Genomic DNA, 24,722 nt, shown 5'->3' with positions numbered 1-24,722 from the left:
CGGCGGCCGGTGCCTTCGAGGCACCGGCCGCCGGGTCGTTCCCCTCGCTCAGAGCGTGGCGAGCGCGCCTTCCACGACATCCGCGAGCACCTGCCGGTCGTCGTGGGCCCTGCTGAGGACGTGCAGGCCGTAATAGGTGCTCAGCACCTGCCGGGCCAGTCCGGCCGCGTCGCGGTCGGTGCGGATCTCACCGGCCCGCTGACCGCGCGCGACCGTCTCACGGAGCGCCTCCTCCACCCTGGCGAAGTGGCGGTGCACCTGCTCCTTGACGTCGGGGTCCGAACTGGCCATCTCGATGGCCGCGTTGATCGCGAAACAGCCGACGGGGCGTGCGCCGGAGGGGTCGACCTCGACGTCGACGTCGTGGAGCATCAGCTCGCGCAGCCGCTCCTTGACCGGCCCGGGCCGCTCCAGGATCCCGATCTGCGCGTTGGTGGCCGTCTCGTAGTAGCGGCGCAGGGCGCGCAGATACAGCTGCCGCTTGTCGCCGAACGTGTTGTACAGGCTCGACGGGCCCAGCCCCGTGCCCTCGCTGAGGTCACGGGTGGAGGTCGCCTCGTAGCCACGACGCCAGAACGCGTCCATCGCCGCGCCGATGACGCGGGTCTCGTCGAACTTCCTCGGCCTCGCCATAATCAGCACACTAAAGGTTTTGAAGCGATCGTCCAAAAACCCCAGGCAGGGGCCTCGCCGGGCATCGCCGCGCCACCTCAGGCGCCCAGCGCCTCCTTCACCACGAGGGTCGTCTCCGCGGCCGCGCGGTCGGCCAGACCGGTGCCGTAGGCGTCGAAGATGTGGAAGGTCCTGGCCCACTGGTGGATCCCGGTGGGGACGCCCGCCTCCAGGAGCCGCAGCCCGTAGCGGAGGCCCTCGTCGCGCAGCGGGTCGTACTCGGCGGTGATGATGTGCGCCGGGGCCAGCCCCGACAGGTCCTCGGCCCGGCCGGGCGCCGCGTAGGGCGAGGTCTCGCGCTTCTCGTGCCCCTCGCCGAGGTAGTGCCGCCACGACGCCACGGAGTGCGGCGTGGACCAGATCGGGGTGTCCTGGAAGCGCCGGGCGGACGGGGTGTCCATCCGGTCGTCGATCACGGGGAACGTGAGCAGCTGGAGCACGAGCCGCGGGCCGCCGCGGTCCCGGGACATCAGCGAGACCGCGGCGGCGAGCGCGCCACCGGCGCTGCAGCCCGCGACGCCCAGCCGGTCCGTGTCGATGCCGAGGCCGGCGGCGTTCGCCGCCATCCACTCCAGGGCCGCGTAGCAGTCCTCCGGGGCAGCGGGGAAGGGGTGTTCGGGCGCGAGGCGGTACTGGACGCTGACCACGACGCACCCGGCGTCGGCCGCGAAGCGCACGCAGTGCATGTGCTCGGTCTCCAGGTCCCCCATGACGAAGCCGCCGCCGTGGATCCACAGCAGACCGCCGTGCGGCCCGGGGGTCCTGGGGGTGTAGACGCGCACGGTGACGTCGGGGGCGCCCGCGGGCCCGGGGACGGCGCGCTCGGTGACGGTGATCCGGCTGGTGTCGACCGGGGGCCACTGCGCTTCGAGCCCCTTCAGGGTGCGGCGGGCGGCCGGCGGGTCGGCGACGTCGAGGTAGGGGATCCCCTCGACGAGCGGGGCGAGTTCGGGGTGGAAGTCCGGGCGGAGTGCCGACCCGGCCGGAGAAGTTTCGCTCATGCGTCCACTTTCCCGCCCGGCGGGGGGAGCCCGCGACCGCTCCCTGTCGGCGGCGGGGGGCCTCCCACCCGCCACGTGGCGGGCCGACCTGACAGAGTCCCCCCGCGATGTGCGGGACGGGCCGGGCGGGCTGCCTAGTCTCCGGGCATGCACGGTCTGCGCCTGTCGCACCTCGACCCAGCCGCGGCGGGTGCCCTGCGTGTCATCTCCTACTTCGACCGGCTGGTGGAGAACCACTCGGACGCCGACTCCCTGACCCGGGCCACCGCCCTGCTCGCGGAGTGCCCCGCTGGGACGGCCGACCACCGCCACGCGGCGGATCACCGCTACGACCCGGACGCCCGCGCGCTGCCGCCCGGCGAGGCGGTGCCGACGAGCAGCCGCGCGGTCGTCGTGGACGGGCGGACGGTGGGCGAGGTCTGGCTGGAACGGACCGGGTGCGCCTGGTCGCTCGACGGGCTGGTGCTCGAACGGCTGGCGCTCGCCGCGTCCTTGGCCTTCGAGCGCTCCGGGCCGCTCGCCAACCCGGTGCCCTCCCCGCAGTGGGGCGATCCGGCGCTGGTGCAGGCCGCGCTCTCCGCGCGGGCGTCCGAGGCGGAGCGCTCGCGGGCCCTGCACCTGCTGGGGCTGCACCCGGACGAGCCGCTGCGGGCCGTCGCCGTCGTGGCGCCGGACGCCGCGGTCATGCGCAGGACGCTGGGCTCCTGCGCGCGGGCCCTGAGCGCGGCTCACCCGCGGCTCGGCCGGCCGGCCCCGTTCGGCGCCCTGTGGACCACCGTGGGGGCGATCCTGCTCCCCGCCGCCGCCGACGCGAGGGCCGGGGACCCGGTGCTGCCGGAGGGGGCGACGGCCGGCCTGCCGGAGGGGGTGGCGGTCGGGACGGGCCCGTCGGGCACGGCGGCCCAACTGCCGGACTCCTGGGCCCAGGCGCGGCGCGCGGCACGGTTCGCGGGGCTGGGCCCCACCTGGCCGAGGGCGGTGGACGCCACCGGTCTCGGCACGCTCGCCCTGCTCGCGGACATCCCCAGGGACGCCGCTCTCGCCCACCCCGACACCGCGGCGCTCGCCACGCTGGGAAGCGAGGACCTCGCCACCCTGGACGCGGTGTGCCGCACCGCGTCGGTCCGGGCCGCGGCCCAACTCCTCTACCTGCACCACAGCTCCGTCGCGCAGCGCGTCACCCGGATCGAACGGAGCCTGGGCTTCCGCGTCTCCGGCCCGCACGGGCGGCAGCGCGCGCAGACGGCTTTGCTGCTGCGACAGTTGAACGCTCCCGGAACTTCGCCGCTCGGACCCCCGTCATTTTGAAGCACCCGCTTCAAAATGTGCTAGCGTCCTGACCGTGCAGTCGAGGGCGCCGTACGTCCGGCTTGTGGACCCGACTCGAATTCACCGATCCCCGAAGCACTGGAAGGGCCGTCCCATGGCACTCGACCCGAAAACCACAGATCCAGGGCGGGCCGGGAAGATGCCGCTCGCCGTCTACATCCTCGGACTCGGCATCTTCACCCAGGGCACCTCGGAGTTCATGCTCTCCGGCCTGCTGCCCAACATGGCCGACGACCTGGGCGTCTCCATCCCCGACGCCGGCCTGCTCATCTCCGCCTTCGCCATCGGCATGGTCGTCGGAGCGCCCCTGCTGGCCGTCGCCACGCTGAGCTGGCCGCGCCGCACCGCGCTGGTCGCGCTCCAGGCCGTCTTCATCGCCGCCCACGTGGTCGGCGCCCTCGCCCCCGGCTACGGGGTGCTGTTCGCCACCCGCATCGTCAGCGCGCTCGCCTACGCCGGATTCTGGGGCGTCGCCGTGGCCACGGCCGTGAGCATGGTGCCGCTGAGTGCCAAGGGCAAGGCCGTCGCGATCGTCGCCAGCGGACTCACCCTCGCCACCATCGTGGGCGTCCCGGCCGGCACCGTCCTGAGCCAGTTCGCCGGCTGGCGCGCCGCCTTCTGGGCCGTGGCCGTGCTCACCCTCGCCAGCCTCCTCTGCTCGGTGTTCGCCATCCCCGGCGGCAAGAGCGCCACGGAGGAGACCCGTACGGTCAAGGCCGAACTCCGCGCCATGGCCCGGCCGCAGCTGTGGCTCTCCTACGCCGTCACGGCCTTCGCCTTCGGCGCCGTCATCGTCACCTTCAGCTACCTCGCCTCGGTGCTCACCGACGTGACCGGCCTCTCCGAGGGCTGGGTCCCGGCCATCCTGGCGCTGTTCGGCGTCGGCGGACTGATCGGCATGACGATCGGCGGCCGCGTCGCCGAGTCGCACCCGATCCGCACCCTCGCGCTCGGCCTCGGCGGCCTGATCGTCGCCTCCGTGGTGCTCGCGCTGACGGCGCAGAACGTGGTCGTCACCGTCCTGGCGGTGTTCGTCCTGGGCCTGACCGGCTACGTCACCAACCCGATCCTGCAGTCCCGCGTCTTCACCGTCGCGCCCGGCGCCCCGACCCTCGTCGGTGCCACCAACACCTCCGCCTTCAACGTCGGCAACACCCTGGCGCCGCTGCTCGGCGGCCTGGCCATCAGCGCCGACTGGGGCTACGAGTCCGTGGCGTGGGTGGGAGCCGCACTCGGCGTGCTCGGCCTGCTGGGCACGCTGTGGGCGGGCACGCTCCAGCGCCGCACGGAGAACACCACGGCCGCCGCACCGGAACTGCGGCAGGAGCTCGCAGGGGCCGACGCCTGACACCCCCGAACAGGCCGCCTCTGCGCACTGTGCCCCGGTCCCCCGCCGTGCGGGACCGGGGCACACGTGCGTGACGGGAAGCGCTCGTCAGGCGGTGATGCCTCCGTCGATGACGAGGTCGTGGCCGAGCGCGAAGCCGGACTCCTCGGAGGCCAGCCACAGCACGGCACCCGCGCCCTCCTCGACACTGCCGATGCGGCCGAGCGGGAACATCCCCTTGGCGCGCTCGGTGCGCTCGGCCTCCGTCTCGCCCTCCAGCAGGGACATCGGGGTGTCCATCGAGGAGGGGCTGAGGGTGTTGACGCGGATGCCGTCCGCCGCGTACTCCCGGGCCGCGCTGCGGCCCAGCGCGGCGACGGCGGCCTTGCTCGCCCCGTACGCGCCCGCGCCCGGGATGGTCAGGTGCGCGCCCACCACCGAGCCCACGTTCACGATGACCCCGCCGCCCGCGGTCCGCATGTGGCGCACCTCGTGCTTCATCGACAGCCAGGTGCCGACGACGTTGATGCCCAGCGTCCGCACCAGCGTCTCCTCGTCGAGGTCGGCCAGCTCCGCGGGCTCGGGGAGGTAACCCGCGTTGTTCACCGCGATGTCGAGGGCCCCGTGCCGCTCGACGACGGTGTCGACCATGCGCTCCACATCCGCGGCGACGGCGATGTCGGCCGTGACGGCGCTGCCGCTGCCGCCCGCCTCCTCGATCAGCCGGACCGTCTCCGCGAGGTTCCCCGCGGTCCGCCCGGCGACCACCACGGTGGCGCCCTCCCGCGCGAAGGCCAGGGCGGTGGCGCGGCCTATGCCGGAGCCGCCACCGGTGACGAGTGCGACCTTGCCTGCGAATCGAGCGGTCATGTTCCCATCCATTCCTCGTGCGTTGCCACGTCGGCGCCGTGCGCCGCGCTCCCACCACCCTGACCGCCCCGCGCGCCGCTGCCATCCCGTATTCACGGGGGCGGTACACGGAAATCACGGGATCACGTGATGCCAAAAACGGGCGCACGACGTGGAGTAGGAGCCCTGGCAGGAAAGGAGAGGGGAACACACGTGAGCTTCGAGGAGTCCGAGGACATCGTCTACATCCCGCCGCAGGCGGGGCCGAAGCGCTGGGTCTTCGGCGACCACTACACGATCAAGGCGGACAAGGAGAACACCCACGGCTCGCTGGGTCTGATCGAGGCCCTCGTGCCGCCGGGCGGCGGCCCGCCGCTGCACATCCACCACGACTCCGACGAGGCGTTCTACCTCATCGAGGGCGAGCTGGAGATCTCCAACGAGAAGCTCTCGCAGACCGTCGGCGCCGGCGCGTTCATCTTCGTCCCGCGCGGCAAGGTGCACGCCTTCAAGAACGTCAGCGACGCCCCTTGCAAGATGCTGATCATCTTCACTCCCGGCGGCTTCGAGCGCTTCTTCAAGGAGCTGGGCGTCTCCGCCGACGACGGCCGTCCGGCACCGGAGGCGGAGCAGTACGCCAAGGACGTAGAAAAGGCGGAACGCATCGTCGCCCGGTACGCCGCCGAATATGTCTGAGAGCGCAGGCGACATGCCCCAGAGCACCCTCACGGAACCGACGGAATCCCGCGACCTGACCGCCGGGGAGGTGGATTCCTATCTCCGCCGCATCGGCGCCAAGCCCCCCGAGCGCCCCGATTCGGCGGCCCTGCGCGAGCTCCACGAGCGCCATGTCCTCTCCGTGCCCTTCGAGAACATCGACTTCGCCTTCGGCAGGCCCAGCACGCCGATCGGGCTCGGGTCCCCCGCCCTGGAGAAGATCGTCGGCCGCGAGCGGGGCGGCTGCTGCTACGAACTCAACGGCGCCTTCTACGAATTGCTGCGCGCCCTGGGCTTCGGGGTGGAGCTGCTCGCCGGGCGGGTGCTGGAGGACGGTGAACTCGGGCCGCTGCTCGGGCACCTGACCCTCCGCGTCACGGCCGAGGACACCCCGGAGCCCTGGCTCGTCGACGTCGGCTACGGCCGCGGCTTCCGGCACCCGCTCCGCCTGGACCTCCGCACGGAACAGCCCGATCCGCAAGGGGAGTTCCAGCTCGTCCAGACCCCCCAAGGCGACCTGGACCTGCTGCGCGACGGCGAGCTCCAGTACCGGCTGGAGACCCGGCCGCGCGCGCTCGCGGACTTCGCGCCCACCGTGTGGTGGTTCCGCAGCGCCCCCGGCTCCCCCTTCCTCGCCCGGCAGGTGTGCTCGCTGCCCACCGCGGGCGGCCGGGTCACGCTCAGCGGCCGCACTCTCACCCGCACCGAGGGCGAACACCGCACCCAGGAGGTCCTGGCGGACGACGCGGCGGTGTTCGCCGCGTACCGGACCTGGTTCGGCGTGACCCTCGACGCCCTGCCGCCCGACACCGCCGGCCAGCGGTGACAGCTCGCCCCAAGACTTCGCACCCCTACGGAGAAACCCCATGAACACCCCGTCCGGTCTGATCGACGTCCACCACCACGCCATCCCGCCGGCCTACCGTGAGGCGCTCGGCGACAGCGTCGCCATCCCGGGCGTCGACTACCCCACCTGGACCCCCGAGGCCAGCCTGGAGGTCATGGACCGGCACGGCATCGCCGCGTCCGTGCTGTCCGTCACCGCCCCCGGCGTCAGCTTCCTCCAGGGCGAGGACCGCGTCCGCATGGCGCGCGAGGTCAACGAGTTCTACGCCACGCTCATCGCCGAACACCCCACCCGCTTCGGCGCGTTCGCGATCCTGCCGCTCCCCGATGTCGCCGCCGCCAAGGACGAGCTGGCCTACGCGATCGACGAGCTGGGGCTGGACGGCGTCGGCATGCTCACCAGCTACGGCGACCGCTACCTCGGCGACCCCGAGTTCGAGCCGCTGCTCGCGGAGATCGCCGAGCGCGGGCTGCCGCTGCACGTGCACCCGGCCGCCCCGCCGGCCGAGGACCTGGCCACCTTCGACCTGCCGCCGTCGCTCTACGACTTCACCTTCGAGACCACCCGCACCGTGGTCAGCCTGCTCTTCAACGGCGTGCTGGAGCGGCTGCCGCACCTGAAGCTGATCGTCTCGCACGCGGGCGGCACCCTGCCCTTCCTCGCCAAGCGGCTCACCTACGGGCCCACCATCGGCAAGTACCTCACCGAGCGCGCCCCCGCCGATGTGATCGCCTCGCTGCGCGGCATCTATTACGACATCGCGATGTCGGCCAATGAATTCGCGCTGCCCGCGCTCACGGAACTCGCCGCGCCGGACAAGATTCTCTTCGGCAGCGACTATCCCTTCATGCCGGCCGAGCACACCACCGAGAACGTCACCGGATTCCAGTCGTACGCGGGCTGGAGCGAGCAGCAGCGCACGGCCATCGGCCGGGACAACGCGCTGGCGCTCTTCCCCCGGCTCGCCAAGGGCTGAGGCCACCACCTGACGAAGTGGCGCCTTCCGCGTTGCGGGCCCTTTTCACGGCCCTGCACAGTCGGATCCGCAAGCGGCGTTCCCCGCCGACGAGCGGACCGACCGAGGAGAACTTCGTCATGCCCGCAGCAGTGTCGAATTCCGGATGGGCGAGCCTCACTCCCGCCGAATTGCGCGTGGCCCGGCTGGTCGCCGACGGTCTGACCAACCGGGCCACCGCGGGCGTGCTCAGCATCTCCCCGCACACCGTCGACACCCACCTGCGGCATATCTTCGCCAAGCTCCAGATATCGGGCCGCGTCGCGCTGACGCGCTTCGTCCTGCTCCACGAGGGCGGCCTGGCGGCATCGGCATGACCCGCGTCCTGGTGCTCAACGGACCCAACCTCGGCCGCCTCGGCCCGCGGGAACCGCACGTCTACGGCTCGGGCACGCACGCCGAGCTGGCGGCCGAGTGCGTACGGACCGGCAGCGGCCTCGGGCTGCGCGTCGAGGTCCGCCAGACCGACTCGGAGGGCGAGCTCATCGGGTGGCTGCACGAGGCCGCCGACGCGCACACACCGGTCGTGCTCAATCCGGCGGCTTTCACGCACTATTCCTTTGCGGTGCGCGATGCCGTGGCCATGCTTTCCGCGCCCGTCATCGAGGTGCACCTTTCCAACCCCCATGCCCGGGAGCCCTTCCGGCATGTCTCCGTGGTTTCGCCCCTTGTCACGGCGACCATCGCGGGACTGGGTTTCGGCTCCTACCGGCTCGCCCTCCAGGCGATCGCCGAGGCCGTCGCCGACAAGGCCGCGTAGACGGTTCCTGACGAAGTCGCACCCACGCGGTTGAAGCCGGGGCCCTCGGGCGGTCAAGGTCGCATCAGCACATTCCGGCAGCACCGACCGCCCACCGTGCGCGACGCATTCCGTGCGCGACGAACCAGGAGAAGCACGATGCCGTTCATTGGCAGCGACCCGAACCGGCGCGCGGCCCACGGGGAACGGGGCGCGCGCCACCTGGACCGGCGGCCCGTACTCCCCCGGCGGGCCGCCATCGATCACGGCAGGTTCTCCACCGACCCTGTGGAGAACCTGCCGCGGATCGCACGCGGTCAACTCCCGTTCCTTGTCACAGCGTTCGCCTGGACCACGGCGTGAGCGGGCGCGATCTGCGCCGCCTGGCCGCGTCCGGCGTCTCCGTCCGGCTCACCGGCCTCGGCCGCACCCGCCCGGCGGGCGGCGGCCTGGCCGCGCTCGTCCGCGATCAGCACGTCACCGGCGTCACCTCCGACCCGGCCGCCCTGGCCGCGTCCCTCGCGGACAGCGGCGCGTACGACGAGCGGCTGCGGGCCCTGGCCGCCCGCGGACTCACCGCCGACGCGGCCGTACGCGCGCTGACCGCCGAGGACGCCCGGTCGGCCTGCGACGCCCTGGAAAACGTCCACCGGGAGACCGGCGGCGCCGAGGGGCATGTCTCCGTCGCGCTCGACGCCAGGCTCGCCCGCGACGCGGAAGCCACCGTGCGGCAGGCCCGCGACATCGTCCGGGAGGTCGGCCGGGCCAATGTGACGGTCGAGATCCCCGCCACCGACGAGGGCCTGACCGCCGTCACCGCCTGCCTGGCCGAAGGCATCGGCGTCAACGTCACCCTGCTCTTCTCACCCGAGCGCTACGACCGGGCGCGGGAGGCCCATCTGGCCGGGCTGGAGCGGGCCCTGGCGGCGGGCCGCGCCCTCGGCCCGATCGCCTCCGCCGCCTCCTTCCCCCTCGGCCGGATCGACCCGGCCGTGGACACCCTCCTCGACCGCGCGGGCGTCGGCGCCTCGGAGGCGAAGGCGCTGCGTGGCACCGCCGCCCTCGCCGTCGCCCGGCTGGCCCACGAGCGCTTCACCGCGCTCCTGACCACACCGCGCTGGCAGCGTCTCGCCGCGCACGGCGCCCGTCCGCAGCGGCTGCTGTGGGCCTCGGACACCGTGCCGGAGCCCGGCCCGCGCGCCGCCCGCCACATCACGGAACTGGCCGTCCCGGGCACGGCGCACACCATGCCCGAGGCCACCCTGGCCGCGGTGGCCGCGCACGGCACGGTCGTCCCCCGCACCTGGACCCGGCACTCCTACGACGCCTCCCGCAAGAAGCTCGACTACCTGAAGTCGTTCGGCATCGGCTTCGCGGACGTCGCCTCGGCACTCGAAGAAGAGGGCCTGAGGAAGTCCCACGCATCGTGGCACTCGCTGCTCGACGCGGTGTCACCCGCACTCGACGAAGGACGGTCATGACGACCAGCGTCACGACTCACCTACCGCGCTCTCCCCTGACGGCCCGCATCCCCGGCTCGAAGAGCATCACCAACCGCGCCCTGCTGCTCGCGGCGGCCGCCGTCGGCACCAGCCGGCTGCGGGCCCCGCTCGTCAGCGAGGACACGCTCGCCTTCCGTACGGCGCTGTCCGCGCTCGGCTTCCGCGTCACGGCCGGCCCGGACGACGAGGTGTGGGAGGTGACCGGCAACGGCAGGGGCCCGGTCGGCAGCGCCCGCGTCTGGTGCGCCGACGCCGGGACCGCGGCCCGCTTCCTGCCGCCCTTCGCGGGCACCGGCTCCGGCGAGTTCACCTTCGACGGCACCGACCAGCTGCGCGCCCGCCCGCTGTGGCCGCTGACCGACTCCCTGGTGGAGCTGGGCGCCCGGGTGCGCACGGCGCCCGAGGGCGGGCTGCCGCTGGTCGTGGAGTCCGACGGCCTGTACGGCGGCGAGATCAGCCTCGACTCCTCGCTGAGCAGCCAGTATCTGACCGGCCTGATGATGTCGGCGCCCCTGATGCACACCCCGCTGACCCTCTCGGCCCGCGAGCTCGTCAGCCGCCCGTACATCGACATGACGCTCGCCCTGATGCGCCGCTTCGGCGCGAAGGTCACCGAGGATGCCACCGGGACCATCCGGATCGACCCGGGCGACTACACCGCCCTCGACATGGCCGTCGAGCCGGACGCCTCCACCGCCTCGTACGTCTTCGCCGCGGCCGCCGTGACCGGCACCGCCGTCACGGTGCCCGGCCTCGGCCGCGACAGCCTCCAGGGCGACCTCCGCTTCGTGGACGTCCTGCGCAGGACCGGCGCGCGGGTCGACATCGGCGCGGAGGCGACCACGGTCACCGGCACCGGCACGCTGCGCGGCGGCTTCTGCGTCGACATGGGCGAGATCTCCGACACCTTCATGACGCTCGCCGCGATCGCGCCGCTCGCCGACGCCCCCATCACCATCCGCGGCATCGCCCACGCCCGCCTCAAGGAGTCGGACCGCATCGCCGCCGTCGCCCGCAACCTGGGCGCCCTGGGCGTGCGCACCGAGGTCGGCCAGGACCGGATCACCATCGAGCCCGCCGAGGCCGTGGGCACCCGGATCGCCTGCTACCGCGACCACCGCATCGGCATGGCCTTCTCCGTGCTCGGCCTGCGCGTCCCCGGCATCACCCTCGACGACCCCGCCTGCGTGGGCAAGACCTTCCCCGGCTTCCACACCGAGCTCCACCGCCTCTTCCCCGGCCACACCGTGCCCGCCACGGACGCGCCCGGAGCCTGAGGGCGCGAGCGACCCCCGACCCCTGAGACCTCTGAGCAGCGAAGGAAGAAAGATGGCGGAGATCCTCATCGCCGGCGGTGGCATCGGCGGCCTCGCGGCGGCCCTCGGCACCGCGCGGAACAACAGCGGCCACCACGTCACCGTCCTCGAACGCCGCGACGTCTTCAGCGAACTGGGCGCGGGCATCCAGCTGGGCCCGAACGCCTTCCACGCCCTGGACCGCCTCGGCGTGGGCGACGAGGTACGCGAACGCGCCGTGCACATCGACGAGTTGCGTCTGATGGACGGCACCACCGACGAGCGCATCGCCGTCATGCCGCTCACCGGCGGCTACCGCGAGCGCTTCGGCAACCCCTACGCCGTCGTCCACCGCGGCGACCTCTACCAGGCCCTCCTCGACGCCTGCCGCGCCACCCCGGCCATCACGCTGACCGCGGGCGCCGGCGTCGCCTCGTACGAGCAGGACGCGAACGGCGTCACCGCCGTCACCGACACCGGCCGCCGCTTCACCGGCACGGCCCTGATCGGCGCCGACGGCATCCGCTCCGCGATCCGGCGGCAGCTCGTCGGCGACGGGGAGCCGCGGGTGTCCGGCCACACGATCTACCGCTCCGTGATCCCGATGGAGCTGGTGCCGGAGGAGCTGCGCTGGAACACGGTGACGCTGTGGGCCGGCCCCAAGTGGCACTTCGTGCACTACCCCATCGCGGGCGGCACGCACCTGAACCTGGCGGCCACCCGCGACGACGGCGCCCGCGACGCGGTCGTGGGCCGCCCGGCCGAACGCGCCCACGTCATCGGCCGTTTCCCGGAGCTGGGCGAGACGGCCCGCCGCCTCCTGGAGCTGGGCGCGGACTGGAAGGAATGGGTGCTGTGCGACCGGGACCCGGTCGACACCTGGACGGACGGCCGCGTGGCCCTCCTCGGCGATGCCGCCCACCCGATGCTCCAGTACGCGGCCCAGGGCGCGTGCATGGCGCTGGAGGACGCCGTGGTGATCGGCTCCCTCCTCGACGCCCCGGCGGAGGACACCGTCCAGCGCCTGGAGAAGTACAACGCCGAACGCCACGCCCGCACGGCCAGGACCCAGCTGGTCGCCCGGGAAATGGGCACCCAGCTCTACCACCCGTCGGGCCCGCAGGCCCAGGCCCGCAACGCGATGATGTCCGCCCTCTCCCCGGACGACCTCTACGACAAGGTGGCGTGGCTGCACGGGGAGCGCGTGGCGGCCTGACCCCGGCCCCCAGCCGCCCCAAGCCACCGGGAACCCACCGCCCACCCACCGGCACACCCCCATCCGCTACCCTGTTCTGGGCCACCCTCAGCGGTGGCGACGCCTCCGTAGCTCAGGGGATAGAGCACCGCTCTCCTAAAGCGGGTGTCGGCAGTTCGAATCTGCCCGGGGGCACCACGCAAAGGGCCGCTGACCTGGGGTTTTCCTCCAGGGAGGCGCGCTATTCGGCCTCGGACACCTCGTCCGGGGCCGTTTGCGTGGGCGGACGGGCCGCCGGGCCCCGCTTCTCCGCCCGACGGATCAGCACCATCCGGCACGGAGCCCTCCGCCTCGTCGACCTTGGCCCTCTCTTCGGACGCGGCACGCTCTGAGGCCGTCCGGGCTCGCGGTACGAGCCGTGCTGCGGCCCAGGCAATGGCCAGGCCGGCCTCGGGGAGCAGGCTCGTGTACGTGTCCGTCGTGATCGTGATCGAGGAGTGCCCGAGCATCTCCTGGATGTCCTTCAGGTCGGTTCCGGCCGCGTGGGCCAGGGTCGCGGTGCCGTGACGAAGATCATGGCGTCGGATTGGCGGGAGACCGACCTCCTCGTACAGCTCGATAAATCGCCGAGTGACGTTGGCGGGGTGGAGCAGCTCACCGTTCTCACGTGTGAGGGCCCGTCCGGTCTCCACCCAGGCGCTTCCCCATTTCTCGCGGTCGTGCCCGGCTCCTTCCAGCCCCCGCCTACGCCACGGCCCTGCTGGAGGCCATCACCGACTTCCAGGGCACCCCCAACGACGTCTCCGAGGCCGTCGCGGCCCGCGTTGCCCGCAGCCAGTCCTGTACGAGGGCGGACACCGGTTCGTCGTGCTCATGGAGGAATGCGTCCTGCGTCACCGCGTCGGCGACGCCGAGACGATGGCCGGACAGCCCAGGCACCTGCTGACCGTGATGCCGCTGCCCTCCGTCTCGCTGCGCATCATCCCCTTCACCGCGCAAAGGACCATGTGGCCGCTGGAGGCGTTCTCCCTCCATGACGGCGCACCCAGTGTCGTGGAAACCCTCACCGCCGAGGTCAACGTGGTGCAGCCGCACGAACTCGCCTACTACCGCGCGGCGTTCGGGGAGCTCACGAAGATGGCCGCCCACGGCAACGCCGCCCGTGCCTTGATCGAGTCGGCCATCATCGCCCTCGGATGACGCCGCGCGATTCCCCGCAATTTTGTTGAGCCGAAACTCCGGTTCTCCGTGCGGTCATTGGCGTCGACCGGCAGGCCCAGGCTTTCCCTCGGCGGCAGTGGAGGAAAGCCCGCTCGTAGCCCCCAATCGAGAACGGGACACCCCAGCCCCGAGGAGACGACCCAGTGAGCGTCATGACCAGACCCACCGCAGTCGGACCGCCCGGCTATACCGAAACCCGCCCCCTGCGAGCCCGAGACGGCTTGCCGTGCCCGGCACCTCGTCTCGGTCGCGCTGAAAACCTGGGGCATAGCCGGCTTGGTGGATGCGGGCACGTTGATCGCCTCCGAGCTGGTGGGCAACGCGGTCCGCCACATCTCGTGCCGTCTGGTCCGGGTATCCGTCCGGCGCGTCACCGACGATCTCGTACGGAACAGCGTCACCGACAAATCCCGCGCCCTGCCGAAAATTGATCCGGTCGCCGACGGCGATGAGACGGGACACGGCCTGGTGCTGGTCGGCGCGCTGTCACACCGCTGGGCCTACGACGAAATGCGCTGGGGCAAGACCGTCTGGGCGGAGTTGGCCGTCCCGGCGTGCTGCCGCTACGGCTGCTGCCGGAGGACGAGCTGGTGGGCATCGCCGATCCGGAGCGTTGCGTGGAGCTGGCCGCATGACCACGGCGCCCGCCATCGAACTGCGCGCCTTCACCACAACCCGGCCGCCGATGACGGAAAGGTCCACGCGCTCTGCAAGTCGTGGGGGTACGAGGACATCGGGCAGAGCCACCCACCACCGGCCTCATCGGTCCTCACCGTGATGATCCGCGCCAGCCGCTGACCGGCCCCACGTCCGCATTCGGTCCGGGCGGTTCACCGACCGCGCATGATGAGCAGTTGAACAGGCGACCGGCGACCGCGTCACTCGGGTTCGGCGGGCAGGTAACCACGTTGCACGGCGTGGGCCCCTGCCTGGAAGCGACTTCGTGCGCGGAGGTGAGTGAGAAGGTCGGCGGCAATCCTGCGCACTGTGCGCGCCGAAACACCAAGGCTATTGGCTATGGATTCGTCAGTGCTTCCCTGAGCCATCAGGCGCAGCACCTCGCGCTGCTGCTTCGTGAACCCGCCCGGAGCCGGCCTCGCAAGGGCACCCAACGGTTCGGCCGACTTCCATACGCTCTCAAAGAGCGCGCACACCAGGGTGACCGTTCCAGGATTCTCGATGAAAACGGCGCCCGTTCCCGTATTCCGGCTGTCGGCTGCGACAAGGGCAACCCGCCTGTCGATGAGGATGACCCGGTTGGGCAACGTGGGTGTGGTCCGGATCTGCGCACCGAGGCTTTGGAGCCACTCCGCATGCGCCAGGGTCGGCGGATCACTTCGGATACTGTCGAGGTAGACGGTTCTCATCCTGATCCCTCGCTCAAGCAGTCGACGGTTGAGCGGACGGGAGGCCGCCATGTTGGCCGCGGTCTGGGCTCCCCCGGGAGCGAAGGTCAAGAACTCGTCCTGCACCTTGCTGCTCAGCAGTTCCAGGTGTTCCCTGATGGCGTCGACGCCCTCGATGTACTGAATGCCAGCACATGCAGCGTATTCCTGTCCGTACTTGGCGATGGCTTCCGCGATGGCGGCCCTGCTCGCCTCGACCTTCTGCTGCTGCGCCGCCAGGTCGGCTTGCTGCCGCGCCAGCAGGGACTCAAGCCCCAAGAGCGGATTGACTGCGCGCGCCCGAGTCTGGTCCTCTGTCGAAGGACGAACGAGCGCGATCTCGCTCAGCCGATCGAGCGCGTCGCGCACCGCATTCTCGGACAGGTTCAAGCGTGCCGCCCAACCGGCGACATCCTCTTGCGGATGGGCCAACATGACCCGGTACACCGCCTCTGCGGCCGAATCAATCCCAAGCCGGACCAGCATCAGATCCCCCTGACACCCCCTACCGCGCACCTTGAGTGACTGAGGAAACGATATCCGATGCTGCTTGCGCGCGATCAACCCCACCGAGCATTCCCAGCAGTGACTATTCAGGCGCGAGCAGATATAAACCACACCTGAATGAGCCGCGCTCCTGCAAATCATCCCTTGCATGCCTGACGAGCGAAGTGACCTATCTAGTCCATATGCACCTGGCCCCCCGCGGACCGGGCGTGACTCTGCCCGCGCATACCGCATCGGCAATCGTCTGCGCCGCGAACCATCCCGGAGTTCTGCACGTGGTCGCCCATCCCCTGGCCCAGCCGCAGCCAATCGTCGGGCTCTACATCCGAGAGAGACACTGGATCAGACCGAGGCGTCCGCACGACACGTATGGCAGCACGCGGTTGTCACTCAACCGTGGTTGAAACACTGGCAGTTGATTCGCGCCGAGGTGCCTCTGATCGACCATCTCAACCAGATGGACCCGCCGCAGGACTGGCTGTCCTGAGGCGGACATGGCCGCTTTGCCCAGCCCGGATCCTCTTCTCTCCCCGCTGACTGGCCAGCAAGACTTCAGTCACCGGCCGACCTCGTCAGACGACAATCCATGCCTTGGGGAGAGGACGATGATGTTTCGCATCAACCTTCTGGGAGCAGCGGTGGCCGTCGCGGCGGTTCTCGGGCTGAGCGGGGCGAGCCTGCTCGGAGTATCCGGTGTGGCAGCTTCATCACCTTCGGTACAGGCAGACTCGGGGTGGCAGTAGAAGGTCGGGAACCGGCATCGACGCATATTCGAGGACCTGCCATGCCAGCACCATCCACGATGTACGACTCCGACTACTTGCTCGGGCTCCGGGGTCAGCTGCACGAAGCCCCGGTGGCAACCGTCGCACTGCGGACACCGAGGATCGCCGAATCACCTCGCAGCACCATCGAAAACCCTGACTACACGCGCACGCTCGCCGAACTCGACGGGCCTCTGCCGCCCATCATCGTGCACCGCGAATCAATGACGGTCATCGACGGGATCCACCGCCTCCGAGCCGCGGAGCTCCAAGGACAGACGCACATCGATGTCCGCTACTTCGAAGGCAGCGCGGCCGATGGCCGGCTTCTGGCAGTAGCCTTGAACGTCGCCCATGGCCTGCCGTTGTCACTCGAAGAACGCACCGCGGCCGCAAAGGGCATCCTGACGCTTCATCCGGAGTGGTCCGACAGATCAGTCGCATCCATAGCCGGTCTGGCCCCAAAGAAGGCCGCAGACATCCGCCGCAGCCTCTTCGGCGATATCGCTGCGGGGGGCAAACGAGTGGGCCGTGACGGCCGCGCCCGCCCACTGGACCCCTCCCGGGGACGGAGGGTGGCAGCCATGCTGCTGAAGCAGAACCCCACCGCCTCCCTGCGGCAGGTAGCGAAGGAAGCTGGTATTTCTCCTACCACCGTGGCAGACGTACGAGAGCGCATGGCACGCGGAGAGAGCCCGACTCTGCCCGAAGCATTGCCCCGACAAAGCGCCTCTGAGCGACGGCACCCACCGCGCCGGGCGCCGATAGCCTCGTCCCCTTCGCTCGACATCGTCCCCGTCGCGGAACTAACCGAGATCTTGGAGCCGTTGCGGCGGGATCCTTCCCTGCGTCTCAACGATGTCGGGCGGTCCATTCTCCGGCTGCTCGATGCCAGCGCCGCTTTCGCCAGGAACAGAGAGAGCATTGCTGCCAGCCTGCCCCCACACTGCATGCATGCCATGGCGAAGCTGGCGCGAGAGTACGCGCGCAACTGGCAACTCCTCGCTGATCAGCTACGGACTCTCAGCGAAGGTCAGTGAGGGCACAGACGATCTCGGCACTACGGGCCGGCCGCATGAATCCAAGGCACCAAAGGGTGTCCGCTGCTGGAATATGGCGGACACCCAGCCCGCCTCATGCCTGGGCGGTCTCCTCCAGGCGCGGGAAGAGGACGGCGCCCTTGGTGACGGTCGTGCCCGCGGGTAGTTTGCCCCACCCGCCCGCCTCCTGGACCTTCTGTTCCGACAGCGCACCCAAGGATGCCTCGGCGCCGAGGGAGTTCCACAGCCTCTGCGAGGTCTCCGGCATGACCGGGTTCAGCAGGACGGCGACGGCGCGTAGCGACTCCGCCGCCGTGTAGAGGATCGTGGCCAGGCGAGCGCGGGCATCCTCTGAGTCATCCTTGGCCACCTTCCACGGCTCCTGCTCCGTGAGGTAACCGTTGACCTGCTTGATGAAGTCGAAGACAGCCAGGATGCCGCCCTGAAAGTCCAACTCGTCGCCGATCCTCCGGTCGGCCTCCGCCACCGCGGTGACCAGGCTGTCGTGGATCGCCTTCGCGGCTTCGTCCTCGGCTGTGGCCTCGGGCAGCGTGCCATCAAAGTACTTACCGACCATCGCCGCCACACGAGAGGCGAGGTTGCCGTAGTCGTTGGCCAACTCGCTGGTGTAGCGGGCGGTGAAGTCCTCCCAAGAGAAGGAGCCGTCTTGACCGAAGGCGATTGCCCGCAGGAAGTACCAGCGGTAGGCGTCAACGCCGAAGTGCGAGGTCAGATCCTGCGGCTTGATGCCGGTCAGGTTCGACTTGGACATCTTCTCACCGCCGACCATCAGCCAACCGTTCGCGGCTATCTTGCGGGGCAGCGGTAGGCCCTGCGCCATCAGCATCGCCGGCCAGATGACCGCGTGGAAGCGGAGGATGTCTTTGCCAACCAGATGGACGTCGGATGGGAAGGTGGACTCGAACTTGTCCGGGTTTTCGTTGTAGCCGACCGCCGTCGCGTAGTTCAGAAGGGCATCGACCCACACGTAGATCACGTGGTTGGGATCCCACGGGATCGGGATGCCCCAGTCGAAGGTCGAGCGGGAGATCGACAGGTCCTGCAGCCCCTGGCGAACGAAGTTCAGGACTTCGTTGCGGGCCGACTCGGGCTGGATGAAATCCGGGTTGGCCTCGTAGTGGGCGAGCAACTTGTCGCCGTAATCGCTCAGCTTGAAGAAGTAGTTCTCCTCGCTGAGGATCTCCACCGGCTTCCTGTGGATGGGGCAAAGCTTCTGACCGGCGTACTCGCCGTCACCCTCGAGCAGCTCACCGGAGAGCTTGTACTCCTCGCAGCCCACGCAGTATGGACCCTCGTAGCCGCCCTTGTAGATCTCACCCTTGTCGTACAGGTCCTGCACGAACTCCTGGACGCGGTCGGTGTGCCGCTTCTGCGTGGTGCGGATGAAGTCGTTATTTGCGATCTCCAGATGCTCCCAGAGCGGCTTCCACGACTCCTCCACGAGTCTGTCGCACCACTCCTGCGGGGAGACCCTGTTCGCCTCAGCCGTGCGCATGATCTTCTGGCCATGCTCGTCCGTCCCTGTGAGGAACCACACGTGCTCGCCGCGCTGTCGGTGCCAGCGGGCGAGCACGTCGGCCGCGCACGTGGTGTAGGCATGGCCCAGGTGAGGAGCGTCGTTGACGTAATAAATGGGCGTGCTGACGTAGAACGCCTTCGCCCGGACAGACTCGGGTCCCATGGGATTCATGGCAGACAAGCCTAGTCGGACCACTTGACCGTCCAGGCCATGGGAACATGCCTGCGCAGCACCACCGTTGGACAGAGAACGGTGCCCGGTCACGGCCAGTACCCTCGGTAGGAGCTTCCGACCCCGTCGGTGAAATCGCGCAACGTAGTCCTCCAGGCTCTCACCCTCGACAGTCATCACGGCCTGGGCGAAACTCGGCACCGCCACGAACCCGTGCTCGGCGAGAAAGGCGGCGGCAGGGTGGCCATCGGGCACGTTCAGCACCGCAGTCGTGGGACACGACCAGTCACGTGCCGTCTCTTCGAGGGCGGCCAAGAACGGCTTCCAGTCCGGTACCGCCTCTCCCCCAGGAGCCCCGGAAGGTACGAACCGGGCAGGGAAGCCGCCGCTAGCGGGAACAGGTCTCCGGTTGCCGCAGCAAGCGCGCTTTGCTCAGTGGTGATCACCTCGTCACCTCCGGGGTGAAACAGGCACCACAGAGGATCTCCTCCGAGGAAGCCACCCGCACCGATCTTTCTCACCACCAGGGTGCTTCGCGTTTCCTGCGACAGATCCGTGGCCATGCCGCTACCAGTGCCGCGGCTCCCGCTTCCGCCCGCGTGGTCACCTCGGCCACGATCGCTCCTCCACAGTTCCCTGGTGACGTGGATGTGCTGGGTACCGTTCTGCGTCGCGTAGACGGCGCCGCGCCCCGACGCCTTGTTGATCACCGTCGAGTGCTCCGGGGGCCGTTGACCGACAGCACCGTCCGAGCGCGGTGGCCGCCGCCTGATGCCCGGACAGGCGGAGCCAGGCGTCCGCGGTGTACTCCTTCGTCGTAAAGGCGACCTTGCGGAAGGTGTCCGGATCGATTCCCGGGTAGCGGTGCCGGACCGTCTCGTCGTAGAAGTGCTGTGAGAGCAGGACCGACGCGGAAACGGTCTCGGGCGCCTCGGCCAGGGCGGCCCGGGCCGGGGGCGGGTCGAGCATCCGCTTCAGGACTTCGAGAGGCCGGCCTGTGACCTCGCTACCCTGACCGAGGCAGACGTCGCCGGCGTGCAGCGCGGCCCTGACGCGGATCCGCGTCAGGGGTCCGGCTGTGCGGTTGTGGGCGCGGAGGCGGACCGTGAGCTCGTGGACCAGGGGAGGTACCAGTCTGGTCTTCCGCGTTGGCCCGGGGAGGTCACCGAGCTGCTCCCGATGCTGCTCGACCGGCTCTACGCGCAGACGCTGGGCGTCCTGCACCCCCTGGCGCCTGGACGACGCCGAGCTGGACCCGGTGCACGTCGGCGCGCTGATCGACGTCGCGGACGCGGCCGGAACGTGCGAGCGCCTGGCCGGCCTCGGACTGATCCTGGCCACGGAGCACGGGTACCGCCGCGCCGCCGACGCCGTGTCGGCGGTACGCGGGCGATTCCCCGCGCCGTTCCCCGCCGCCCGGCTGTGCGGGCACTTGGCCCGCTGGGCGCCCCAGCCGACGACGACGCCCGCCCAAGTCGCCGCGTACACCCGCGCCTTGGAGATCACGTCCGACCTGGCCGAGCAGGCCGGACGGCCGGGCCTCGCGGTGCGGGTCGCGCGGGCCGCGTCACCGGAGCTCGCCCGCTCGCTGCGGTTCGGCGCGTGGGGACGGCTGCTCGGCCGCGGGCGGACCGCGGCCCGGCACGCGGGCGACCGACGCTCCGAGGCGTACTTCACCCATGAGGCGGCCATCCGTGCACTCCTGGTCGGCACACACGCGGGCGCCACGGGTGCCACCCACGTAGGCACCAGCGGTGTGGCACATGCCGGAACGCACGTGGGGGCCGCGAGCGCGGCACATGCCGGGCCCGCGGGCGCCACCCACGCCACCACGACTGCCGTGGTCGGCACGGCCAAAGGCTTCACGGTGCCGGGCCTCAGCGCCTCGCCGGCCGCCCTGGGCATCAGTGCGGCCACTGTCGTCTGCGCCGTCGTCGTGGGCGGGGTCGCCATCAGTCAGAGCGACGACCCGGCCGACCGGACAGCGAACACCAGCCTCGCCGGGACGTGGAAGGACGGCAGGGGGGGCCGCCATCGAATTCAGCGAGACGGGACCCGGCTCGTACGCCGCGCATGTCCCGACGGATTGCGGTCGCGTGGACCTCAAACTGTACGAATACCGGCCCGACGGTTCATGCAGCGGAACAGGTGTCATGGGGAATCTTTCGATGACGATCACCGTCGCCGACGACGGAACCACCGCACAGGTCATCAAGAAATCACCGCCAGGCGAGCGGAGCTGCGCCCTCCGCTGCGAACCGGCCGTGATCGCTGGTGTGGAGTCGTCATAGACAGCACGCCCACAAGAGCCCCCTCGCCAAAGGAGCTTTCGCGATGCCATCACAGGGTGACCGCAACACGATCCGGATCGGGGGCGACGCTTCCGGCCCCGTCGTGGCCGGTCACGACAACCACGTCGAAATCCACCACGCTCCGCCCGCCATCGGCACCGGGAGCGCGCCGGACGAGCCGCCCGACGCCACCGGCTCGGCGCAGATCAACACCGCGGACGGGCACGGCACCGTGTTCACCGTGATGAACAGCGACATGCACGTCCACGACGACGCCACTCGGACGCCGCAGGACGGGTGACGGCCGGTCGCGTCAGGACGGCGGTGCCTTCAGGTCGTTGACGGTCAGGTCCGAGAGGCGGACCGCGTACCAGACGTCCTGGGACCTGCCGCCGGACCAGTGTTCGGTGAGGACGACCGTGGCGTGGCCCGCGCCGCTGCCCTCGTAGCGGGTCTTCCAGGAGGCGGGGACGTTCTGGGCCTGGAAGACGGGGTCGGCGTCGTGTTTGAGGGCCCAGGCGTCGAGGCGCTTGTTCAGGTCGGGCGTGAGATAGCGGGCGCGGACCTGGGCGGGGGTCGAGCCGCCCTTGTGGAGGACGGCCTGCCGGTAGTCGCGGAAGAAGGAGTTGACGCGGACCTCCGCCCGCGACTGCTGGGCGGCCGTGGCGGAAGGGGCGGACCGGGTGTCCGCGGCCTGTGCGGAGAGGGAGAGCGGGCCGGCGGTCAGCAGGGCGGCGACGGCAGCGGCGGTGCAAAGCCTCGTACGGTTGGGCATATTCATGAGGCAAGCACGTACCCATAAATCCTCACATCACTCACTTGAGTGAGCCGCGCCGGACCCCGTGAAGATCACCTCCCCCGATCGGATCATCTGAAGTCGACTAAAGTCGGATTCCTTACGCTGGTTGTGGGGCCAGTGCGCGGTCCGGGGCGCCGGGGCGTCCCGAGGGGAGGGCATGTTTCCGCATGAGTCGTCGCTCCAATGGACTGATGGGCATCTGGGCCGAGGCGCAGCGCCAGCAGCAGCGCGAACGTGAGGCCGCGCACCGGGAACGGATACAGGCCCAGCGGGAGCAGGAGCGGCAGCAGCGGGCGTACGAGCGCGAGACCGCGCGCCTCGACCGGGAACAGCGCGCGGCGTACCGCCAGCGGCGCGAGGCCGAGGCCATGCGCCGTACGGAGGAGCTGGAGGGCCGGGTCGCGGAGCTGACCGGGCTGCTCGCGGCCGGGTGTGCCGCGCCGGCGTTCACTCCGGCGGCGCTCCGCAGACCCGAGGAGGTCGACCCGTTCCAGCCGGGGCACCTGGCGCACCCGGTGGCGATGCCCGACCCCGGTCACTACCGCTTCGCGCGCCAGCAGTTCGAGCGTGACCGGCAGGCCGCGCAGGCCGCCGAGGCGCAGCGGCAGCAGCAACTGGCCGCGTACCGGCAGCAGTACGACCAGTGGGCCGCCGAACAGCTGGCCGAGATACGCCGGTACAACGCGGGCGTCGCGGAGATGACCGAGGCCCTGCGCGAACGCGACCCGGACGCGGTCGTCGACTACTTCTCCGCCGCGCTCTACGCCTCCTCCGCCTGGCCGCAGGAGTTCCCGCACCAGATCTCCGCCGCGTACGACCCGGGCGCGCGGCAGTTGGTGCTGACGTCGGAGCTGCCGGGGTACGAGATCGTGCCGGAGGCGAAGGCCGTGCGGTACATGCCGAGCGCCGACCAGGACAAGGAGACGGCCCGCCCCGTCGCCCAGCGCCGCGCCCTCTACCGGGACGTACTGGCGCAGTGCCTGTTGCTGACGGTTCGTGAGCTGTTCGCGGCCGACGGGTTCGGGGCGCTGGAATCGGTGGCGCTCAACGGCTTCGTCGACGACCACGACCCGGTCACCGGGCGGCGGGCGCAGATCGTGCTGGCCACGGTCACCGTGTCGCGGCAGCTCTTCGAGGGGCTGCACCTGGCGCAGGTCAGCGCCGTGGACTGCCTCGTGGACGGGCTGGGCGGCCAGCTGTCCGCCCGCCCGGACCAGCTCGCGGCCGTGCGGCCGGGGCGGATGCCCGACGAGGTGGGCCGGGGCGTGGTCTCGCACGGCGGCGGTGACGACCCGGACCTCTTCGAGATGGACCCGATCGAGTTCGAGGGGCTGGTCGCCCAGCTGTTCCGCGCCCGCGGCATGCGGGCCGTGATGACGACGCGCTCCAACGACGGCGGCGTGGACGTCGAGGCCCTGGACCCGGACCCGATCAGCGGTGGCCGGATCATCGTGCAGGTGAAGCGGTACCGCAAGACGGTGCCGCCGACGGCGGTCCGTGATCTCTACGGGACGGTGCAGGGCGCCGGGGCGAACAAGGGGGTGCTGGTGACGACCTCGGGGTTCGGCCCCGGTTCGTACACCTTCGCCAACGGGAAGCCGCTCACCTTGGTGTCCGGGGAGGAGCTCGTCGGCCTGCTCGGCCGGCACGGGCTGCGCGGACGGCTGGGCTCCGGTCCCGGCACCTCGGCGGCGGCCGCGGCGGCGCGCGAGCCCGTGCCCGAGCCGGGACCGGAGCCGGAGCCGGCCGCGGGTGATCACAACGTCCTGGGGATGTCGTGGTCCGGGCGGGTCGCCCTGGACGTGTGCGCGCTCGTCTGCCAGGGCACGCGGGTGCTCAGCGACGACCACTTCGTCTTCTTCAACAACCCGGCCACCCCCGACGGCTCCGTACGCGCCGTGGCCCCCTCCGCCGGGGACAAGGCGGCGGTCCGGGTCGCCTTCGAGGCCCTGCCGCGGGACGCGGACCGGCTGGTGCTGGTCGCCGCGGTGGACCCGCAGGCCAACCCGGAGGCGGACCTCTCGGGGTTCACGGACGCGCGGATCCGGCTGTCCGACGCAACTGGGACGGAGCTGGGTCAGCTGGAGGTCTCGGACGGGCGGCCCGGCGAGACGGCGCTGGTCCTCGGCTCTTTCCGCCGCCGGGCGAACGGGGACTGGGATTTCGTGCTGGGTGGGCAGGGGTACCGGGGCGGGCTGGAGGAGCTTGTACGGGGGTTCGGGATCGAGGTGGCTTGAGGGTTGGGCGGGGGCGATGCCGCGGCTGGCGCGCCCGGAACGGCAACGAGCACCCTGAGCCGGCTGAAAGGGAAGACCGGCGCGCCCCACAACCGAATGTTGCCCTCCGGTGGGAGGGGGTGGGGCTGGAGGGTGGGGTTCTGGAACGCGGTGCGTTTCAGGGTGCTCAGTGCGCGTGACCCGCAGCGCACCGCGTTCCAGGTCCCAGCCCGGAAGACCCGCCCCCGGCACCCACCACCAACCCAGCCCGGCCGGCGATTGAGGCCACCCGAACCGCAA

Annotated in this window: 22 protein-coding genes, 1 tRNA gene and 2 pseudogenes; 18 read left to right on the top strand and 7 right to left on the bottom strand. The window is 70.8% G+C overall.

The genetic code is table 11. The features are described from left to right. Nucleotides 1-48: 48 nt before the first annotated feature. Both ACH427_RS11010 and ACH427_RS11005 read right to left on the bottom strand, forming a co-directional pair. A complete protein-coding gene (locus ACH427_RS11010) occupies nt 49-633 on the bottom strand; it encodes a TetR/AcrR family transcriptional regulator (RefSeq protein ID WP_398869114.1) in 585 nt (194 codons plus the stop codon). 77 nt (nt 634-710) lie between these two features. After that, complete coding sequence (locus ACH427_RS11005) at nt 711-1,673, bottom strand: alpha/beta hydrolase (protein WP_398869113.1); 963 nt, start codon at nt 1,671-1,673, stop codon at nt 711-713. A gap of 147 nt (nt 1,674-1,820) precedes the next feature. Here ACH427_RS11005 and ACH427_RS11000 point away from each other — a divergent pair, with 147 nt between their 5' ends. Continuing rightward, nucleotides 1,821-2,981, top strand: coding sequence for a helix-turn-helix domain-containing protein (locus ACH427_RS11000; protein WP_398869112.1), 1,161 nt, complete (start codon nt 1,821-1,823; stop codon nt 2,979-2,981). Nucleotides 2,982-3,141: 160 nt separating this feature from the next. Then, nucleotides 3,142-4,350 carry a Cmx/CmrA family chloramphenicol efflux MFS transporter gene (locus ACH427_RS10995; RefSeq protein ID WP_398869189.1) on the top strand — a complete coding sequence of 403 codons (1,209 nt, stop codon included), beginning with the start codon at nt 3,142-3,144 and terminating at the stop codon, nt 4,348-4,350. Nucleotides 4,351-4,437: 87 nt separating this feature from the next. On the opposite strand, the gene ACH427_RS10990 is transcribed toward ACH427_RS10995, so the two are convergent. Further along, nucleotides 4,438-5,199, bottom strand: coding sequence for an SDR family NAD(P)-dependent oxidoreductase (locus tag ACH427_RS10990; RefSeq protein ID WP_398869111.1), 762 nt, complete (start codon nt 5,197-5,199; stop codon nt 4,438-4,440). Nucleotides 5,200-5,391: 192 nt separating this feature from the next. Between ACH427_RS10990 and ACH427_RS10985 the strand changes: the two genes are divergently transcribed. The 10 genes from ACH427_RS10985 to ACH427_RS10940 all read left to right on the top strand — a co-directional run bounded on the left by ACH427_RS10985 (nt 5,392) and on the right by ACH427_RS10940 (nt 12,686). Further along, entirely contained in the window at nt 5,392-5,874 is a 483-nt protein-coding gene (locus ACH427_RS10985; protein ID WP_398869110.1) for a cupin domain-containing protein, read from the top strand. Next, the gene (locus ACH427_RS10980; protein WP_398869109.1) at nt 5,867-6,721 is read left to right on the top strand and encodes an arylamine N-acetyltransferase; all 855 of its coding nucleotides are present in this window, start codon (nt 5,867-5,869) and stop codon (nt 6,719-6,721) included. The genes ACH427_RS10985 and ACH427_RS10980 overlap by 8 nt, the downstream gene beginning before the upstream one ends. 40 nt (nt 6,722-6,761) lie before the next feature. After that, nucleotides 6,762-7,718, top strand: a complete 957-nt coding sequence (locus ACH427_RS10975) for an amidohydrolase family protein (protein WP_398869108.1) — start codon at nt 6,762-6,764, stop codon at nt 7,716-7,718. 119 nt (nt 7,719-7,837) lie between these two features. Then, entirely contained in the window at nt 7,838-8,074 is a 237-nt protein-coding gene (locus tag ACH427_RS10970) for a helix-turn-helix transcriptional regulator (RefSeq protein WP_398869107.1), read from the top strand. Further along, on the top strand, nt 8,071-8,517 hold the full coding sequence (gene aroQ / locus ACH427_RS10965; protein ID WP_398869106.1) for a type II 3-dehydroquinate dehydratase: 447 nt from the start codon (nt 8,071-8,073) through the stop codon (nt 8,515-8,517). The genes ACH427_RS10970 and aroQ overlap by 4 nt, the downstream gene beginning before the upstream one ends. Before the next feature lie 138 nt (nt 8,518-8,655). After that, a complete protein-coding gene (locus ACH427_RS10960) occupies nt 8,656-8,859 on the top strand; it encodes a hypothetical protein (protein WP_398869105.1) in 204 nt (67 codons plus the stop codon). Beyond that, entirely contained in the window at nt 8,856-9,977 is a 1,122-nt protein-coding gene (gene tal, locus ACH427_RS10955) for a transaldolase (RefSeq protein ID WP_398869104.1), read from the top strand. The genes ACH427_RS10960 and tal overlap by 4 nt, the downstream gene beginning before the upstream one ends. Continuing rightward, complete coding sequence (aroA, locus tag ACH427_RS10950; RefSeq protein WP_398869103.1) at nt 9,974-11,275, top strand: 3-phosphoshikimate 1-carboxyvinyltransferase; 1,302 nt, start codon at nt 9,974-9,976, stop codon at nt 11,273-11,275. The genes tal and aroA overlap by 4 nt, the downstream gene beginning before the upstream one ends. Nucleotides 11,276-11,327: 52 nt before the next feature. After that, entirely contained in the window at nt 11,328-12,509 is a 1,182-nt protein-coding gene (locus ACH427_RS10945) for a 3-hydroxybenzoate 6-monooxygenase (RefSeq protein WP_398869102.1), read from the top strand. Nucleotides 12,510-12,610: 101 nt separating this feature from the next. After that, nucleotides 12,611-12,686: transfer RNA gene (locus tag ACH427_RS10940), tRNA-Arg, on the top strand. Nucleotides 12,687-13,006: 320 nt separating this feature from the next. On the opposite strand, the pseudogene ACH427_RS10935 reads toward ACH427_RS10940, so the two are convergent. Further along, a pseudogene (locus tag ACH427_RS10935) lies at nt 13,007-13,180 on the bottom strand (site-specific integrase); the annotation flags it as partial. A 24-nt stretch (nt 13,181-13,204) separates the two neighbouring features. Here ACH427_RS10935 and ACH427_RS10930 point away from each other — a divergent pair. Both ACH427_RS10930 and ACH427_RS10925 read left to right on the top strand, forming a co-directional pair. Beyond that, nucleotides 13,205-13,688, top strand: a pseudogene (locus ACH427_RS10930) (DUF5753 domain-containing protein); the annotation flags it as partial. Between the two features lie 300 nt (nt 13,689-13,988). After that, nucleotides 13,989-14,507: an ATP-binding protein gene (locus ACH427_RS10925; RefSeq protein ID WP_398869101.1), complete on the top strand. Its 519-nt coding sequence runs from the start codon at nt 13,989-13,991 to the stop codon at nt 14,505-14,507. Between the two features lie 80 nt (nt 14,508-14,587). Here ACH427_RS10925 and ACH427_RS10920 read toward each other — a convergent pair whose 3' ends face one another. Beyond that, nucleotides 14,588-15,580 carry a LuxR C-terminal-related transcriptional regulator gene (locus tag ACH427_RS10920; protein ID WP_398869100.1) on the bottom strand — a complete coding sequence of 331 codons (993 nt, stop codon included), beginning with the start codon at nt 15,578-15,580 and terminating at the stop codon, nt 14,588-14,590. A gap of 805 nt (nt 15,581-16,385) precedes the next feature. On the opposite strand from ACH427_RS10920, the gene ACH427_RS10915 reads away from it, so the two are divergent. Beyond that, nucleotides 16,386-17,405 carry a ParB N-terminal domain-containing protein gene (locus ACH427_RS10915; RefSeq protein WP_398869099.1) on the top strand — a complete coding sequence of 340 codons (1,020 nt, stop codon included), beginning with the start codon at nt 16,386-16,388 and terminating at the stop codon, nt 17,403-17,405. Between the two features lie 94 nt (nt 17,406-17,499). On the opposite strand, the gene metG is transcribed toward ACH427_RS10915, so the two are convergent. After that, complete coding sequence (metG, locus tag ACH427_RS10910) at nt 17,500-19,116, bottom strand: methionine--tRNA ligase (protein ID WP_398869188.1); 1,617 nt, start codon at nt 19,114-19,116, stop codon at nt 17,500-17,502. Nucleotides 19,117-21,212: 2,096 nt separating this feature from the next. Here metG and ACH427_RS10905 point away from each other — a divergent pair. Together ACH427_RS10905 and ACH427_RS10900 are read left to right on the top strand one after the other, a co-directional pair. Further along, on the top strand, nt 21,213-21,407 hold the full coding sequence (locus tag ACH427_RS10905; protein WP_398869098.1) for a hypothetical protein: 195 nt from the start codon (nt 21,213-21,215) through the stop codon (nt 21,405-21,407). Nucleotides 21,408-21,450: 43 nt separating this feature from the next. Continuing rightward, the gene (locus tag ACH427_RS10900; RefSeq protein WP_398869097.1) at nt 21,451-21,708 is read left to right on the top strand and encodes a hypothetical protein; all 258 of its coding nucleotides are present in this window, start codon (nt 21,451-21,453) and stop codon (nt 21,706-21,708) included. Between the two features lie 12 nt (nt 21,709-21,720). Here the strand turns inward: ACH427_RS10900 and ACH427_RS10895 are convergent, their stop codons facing one another. Beyond that, nucleotides 21,721-22,182 (bottom strand): hypothetical protein, encoded by a 462-nt coding sequence (locus tag ACH427_RS10895; protein WP_398869096.1) that lies wholly within the window; start codon nt 22,180-22,182, stop codon nt 21,721-21,723. 191 nt (nt 22,183-22,373) lie between these two features. Here ACH427_RS10895 and ACH427_RS10890 point away from each other — a divergent pair, with 191 nt between their 5' ends. Further along, nucleotides 22,374-24,443, top strand: a complete 2,070-nt coding sequence (locus ACH427_RS10890; RefSeq protein ID WP_398869095.1) for a restriction endonuclease — start codon at nt 22,374-22,376, stop codon at nt 24,441-24,443. Nucleotides 24,444-24,722 lie beyond the last annotated feature (279 nt).

This window comes from Streptomyces sp. NPDC020379, assembly GCF_044387105.1.
Classification (GTDB): Bacteria; Actinomycetota; Actinomycetes; order Streptomycetales; family Streptomycetaceae; genus Streptomyces.
The sequence above is the reverse complement of the archived record's forward strand: the minus strand, read 5'-3'. Positions and strand labels throughout refer to the sequence as shown.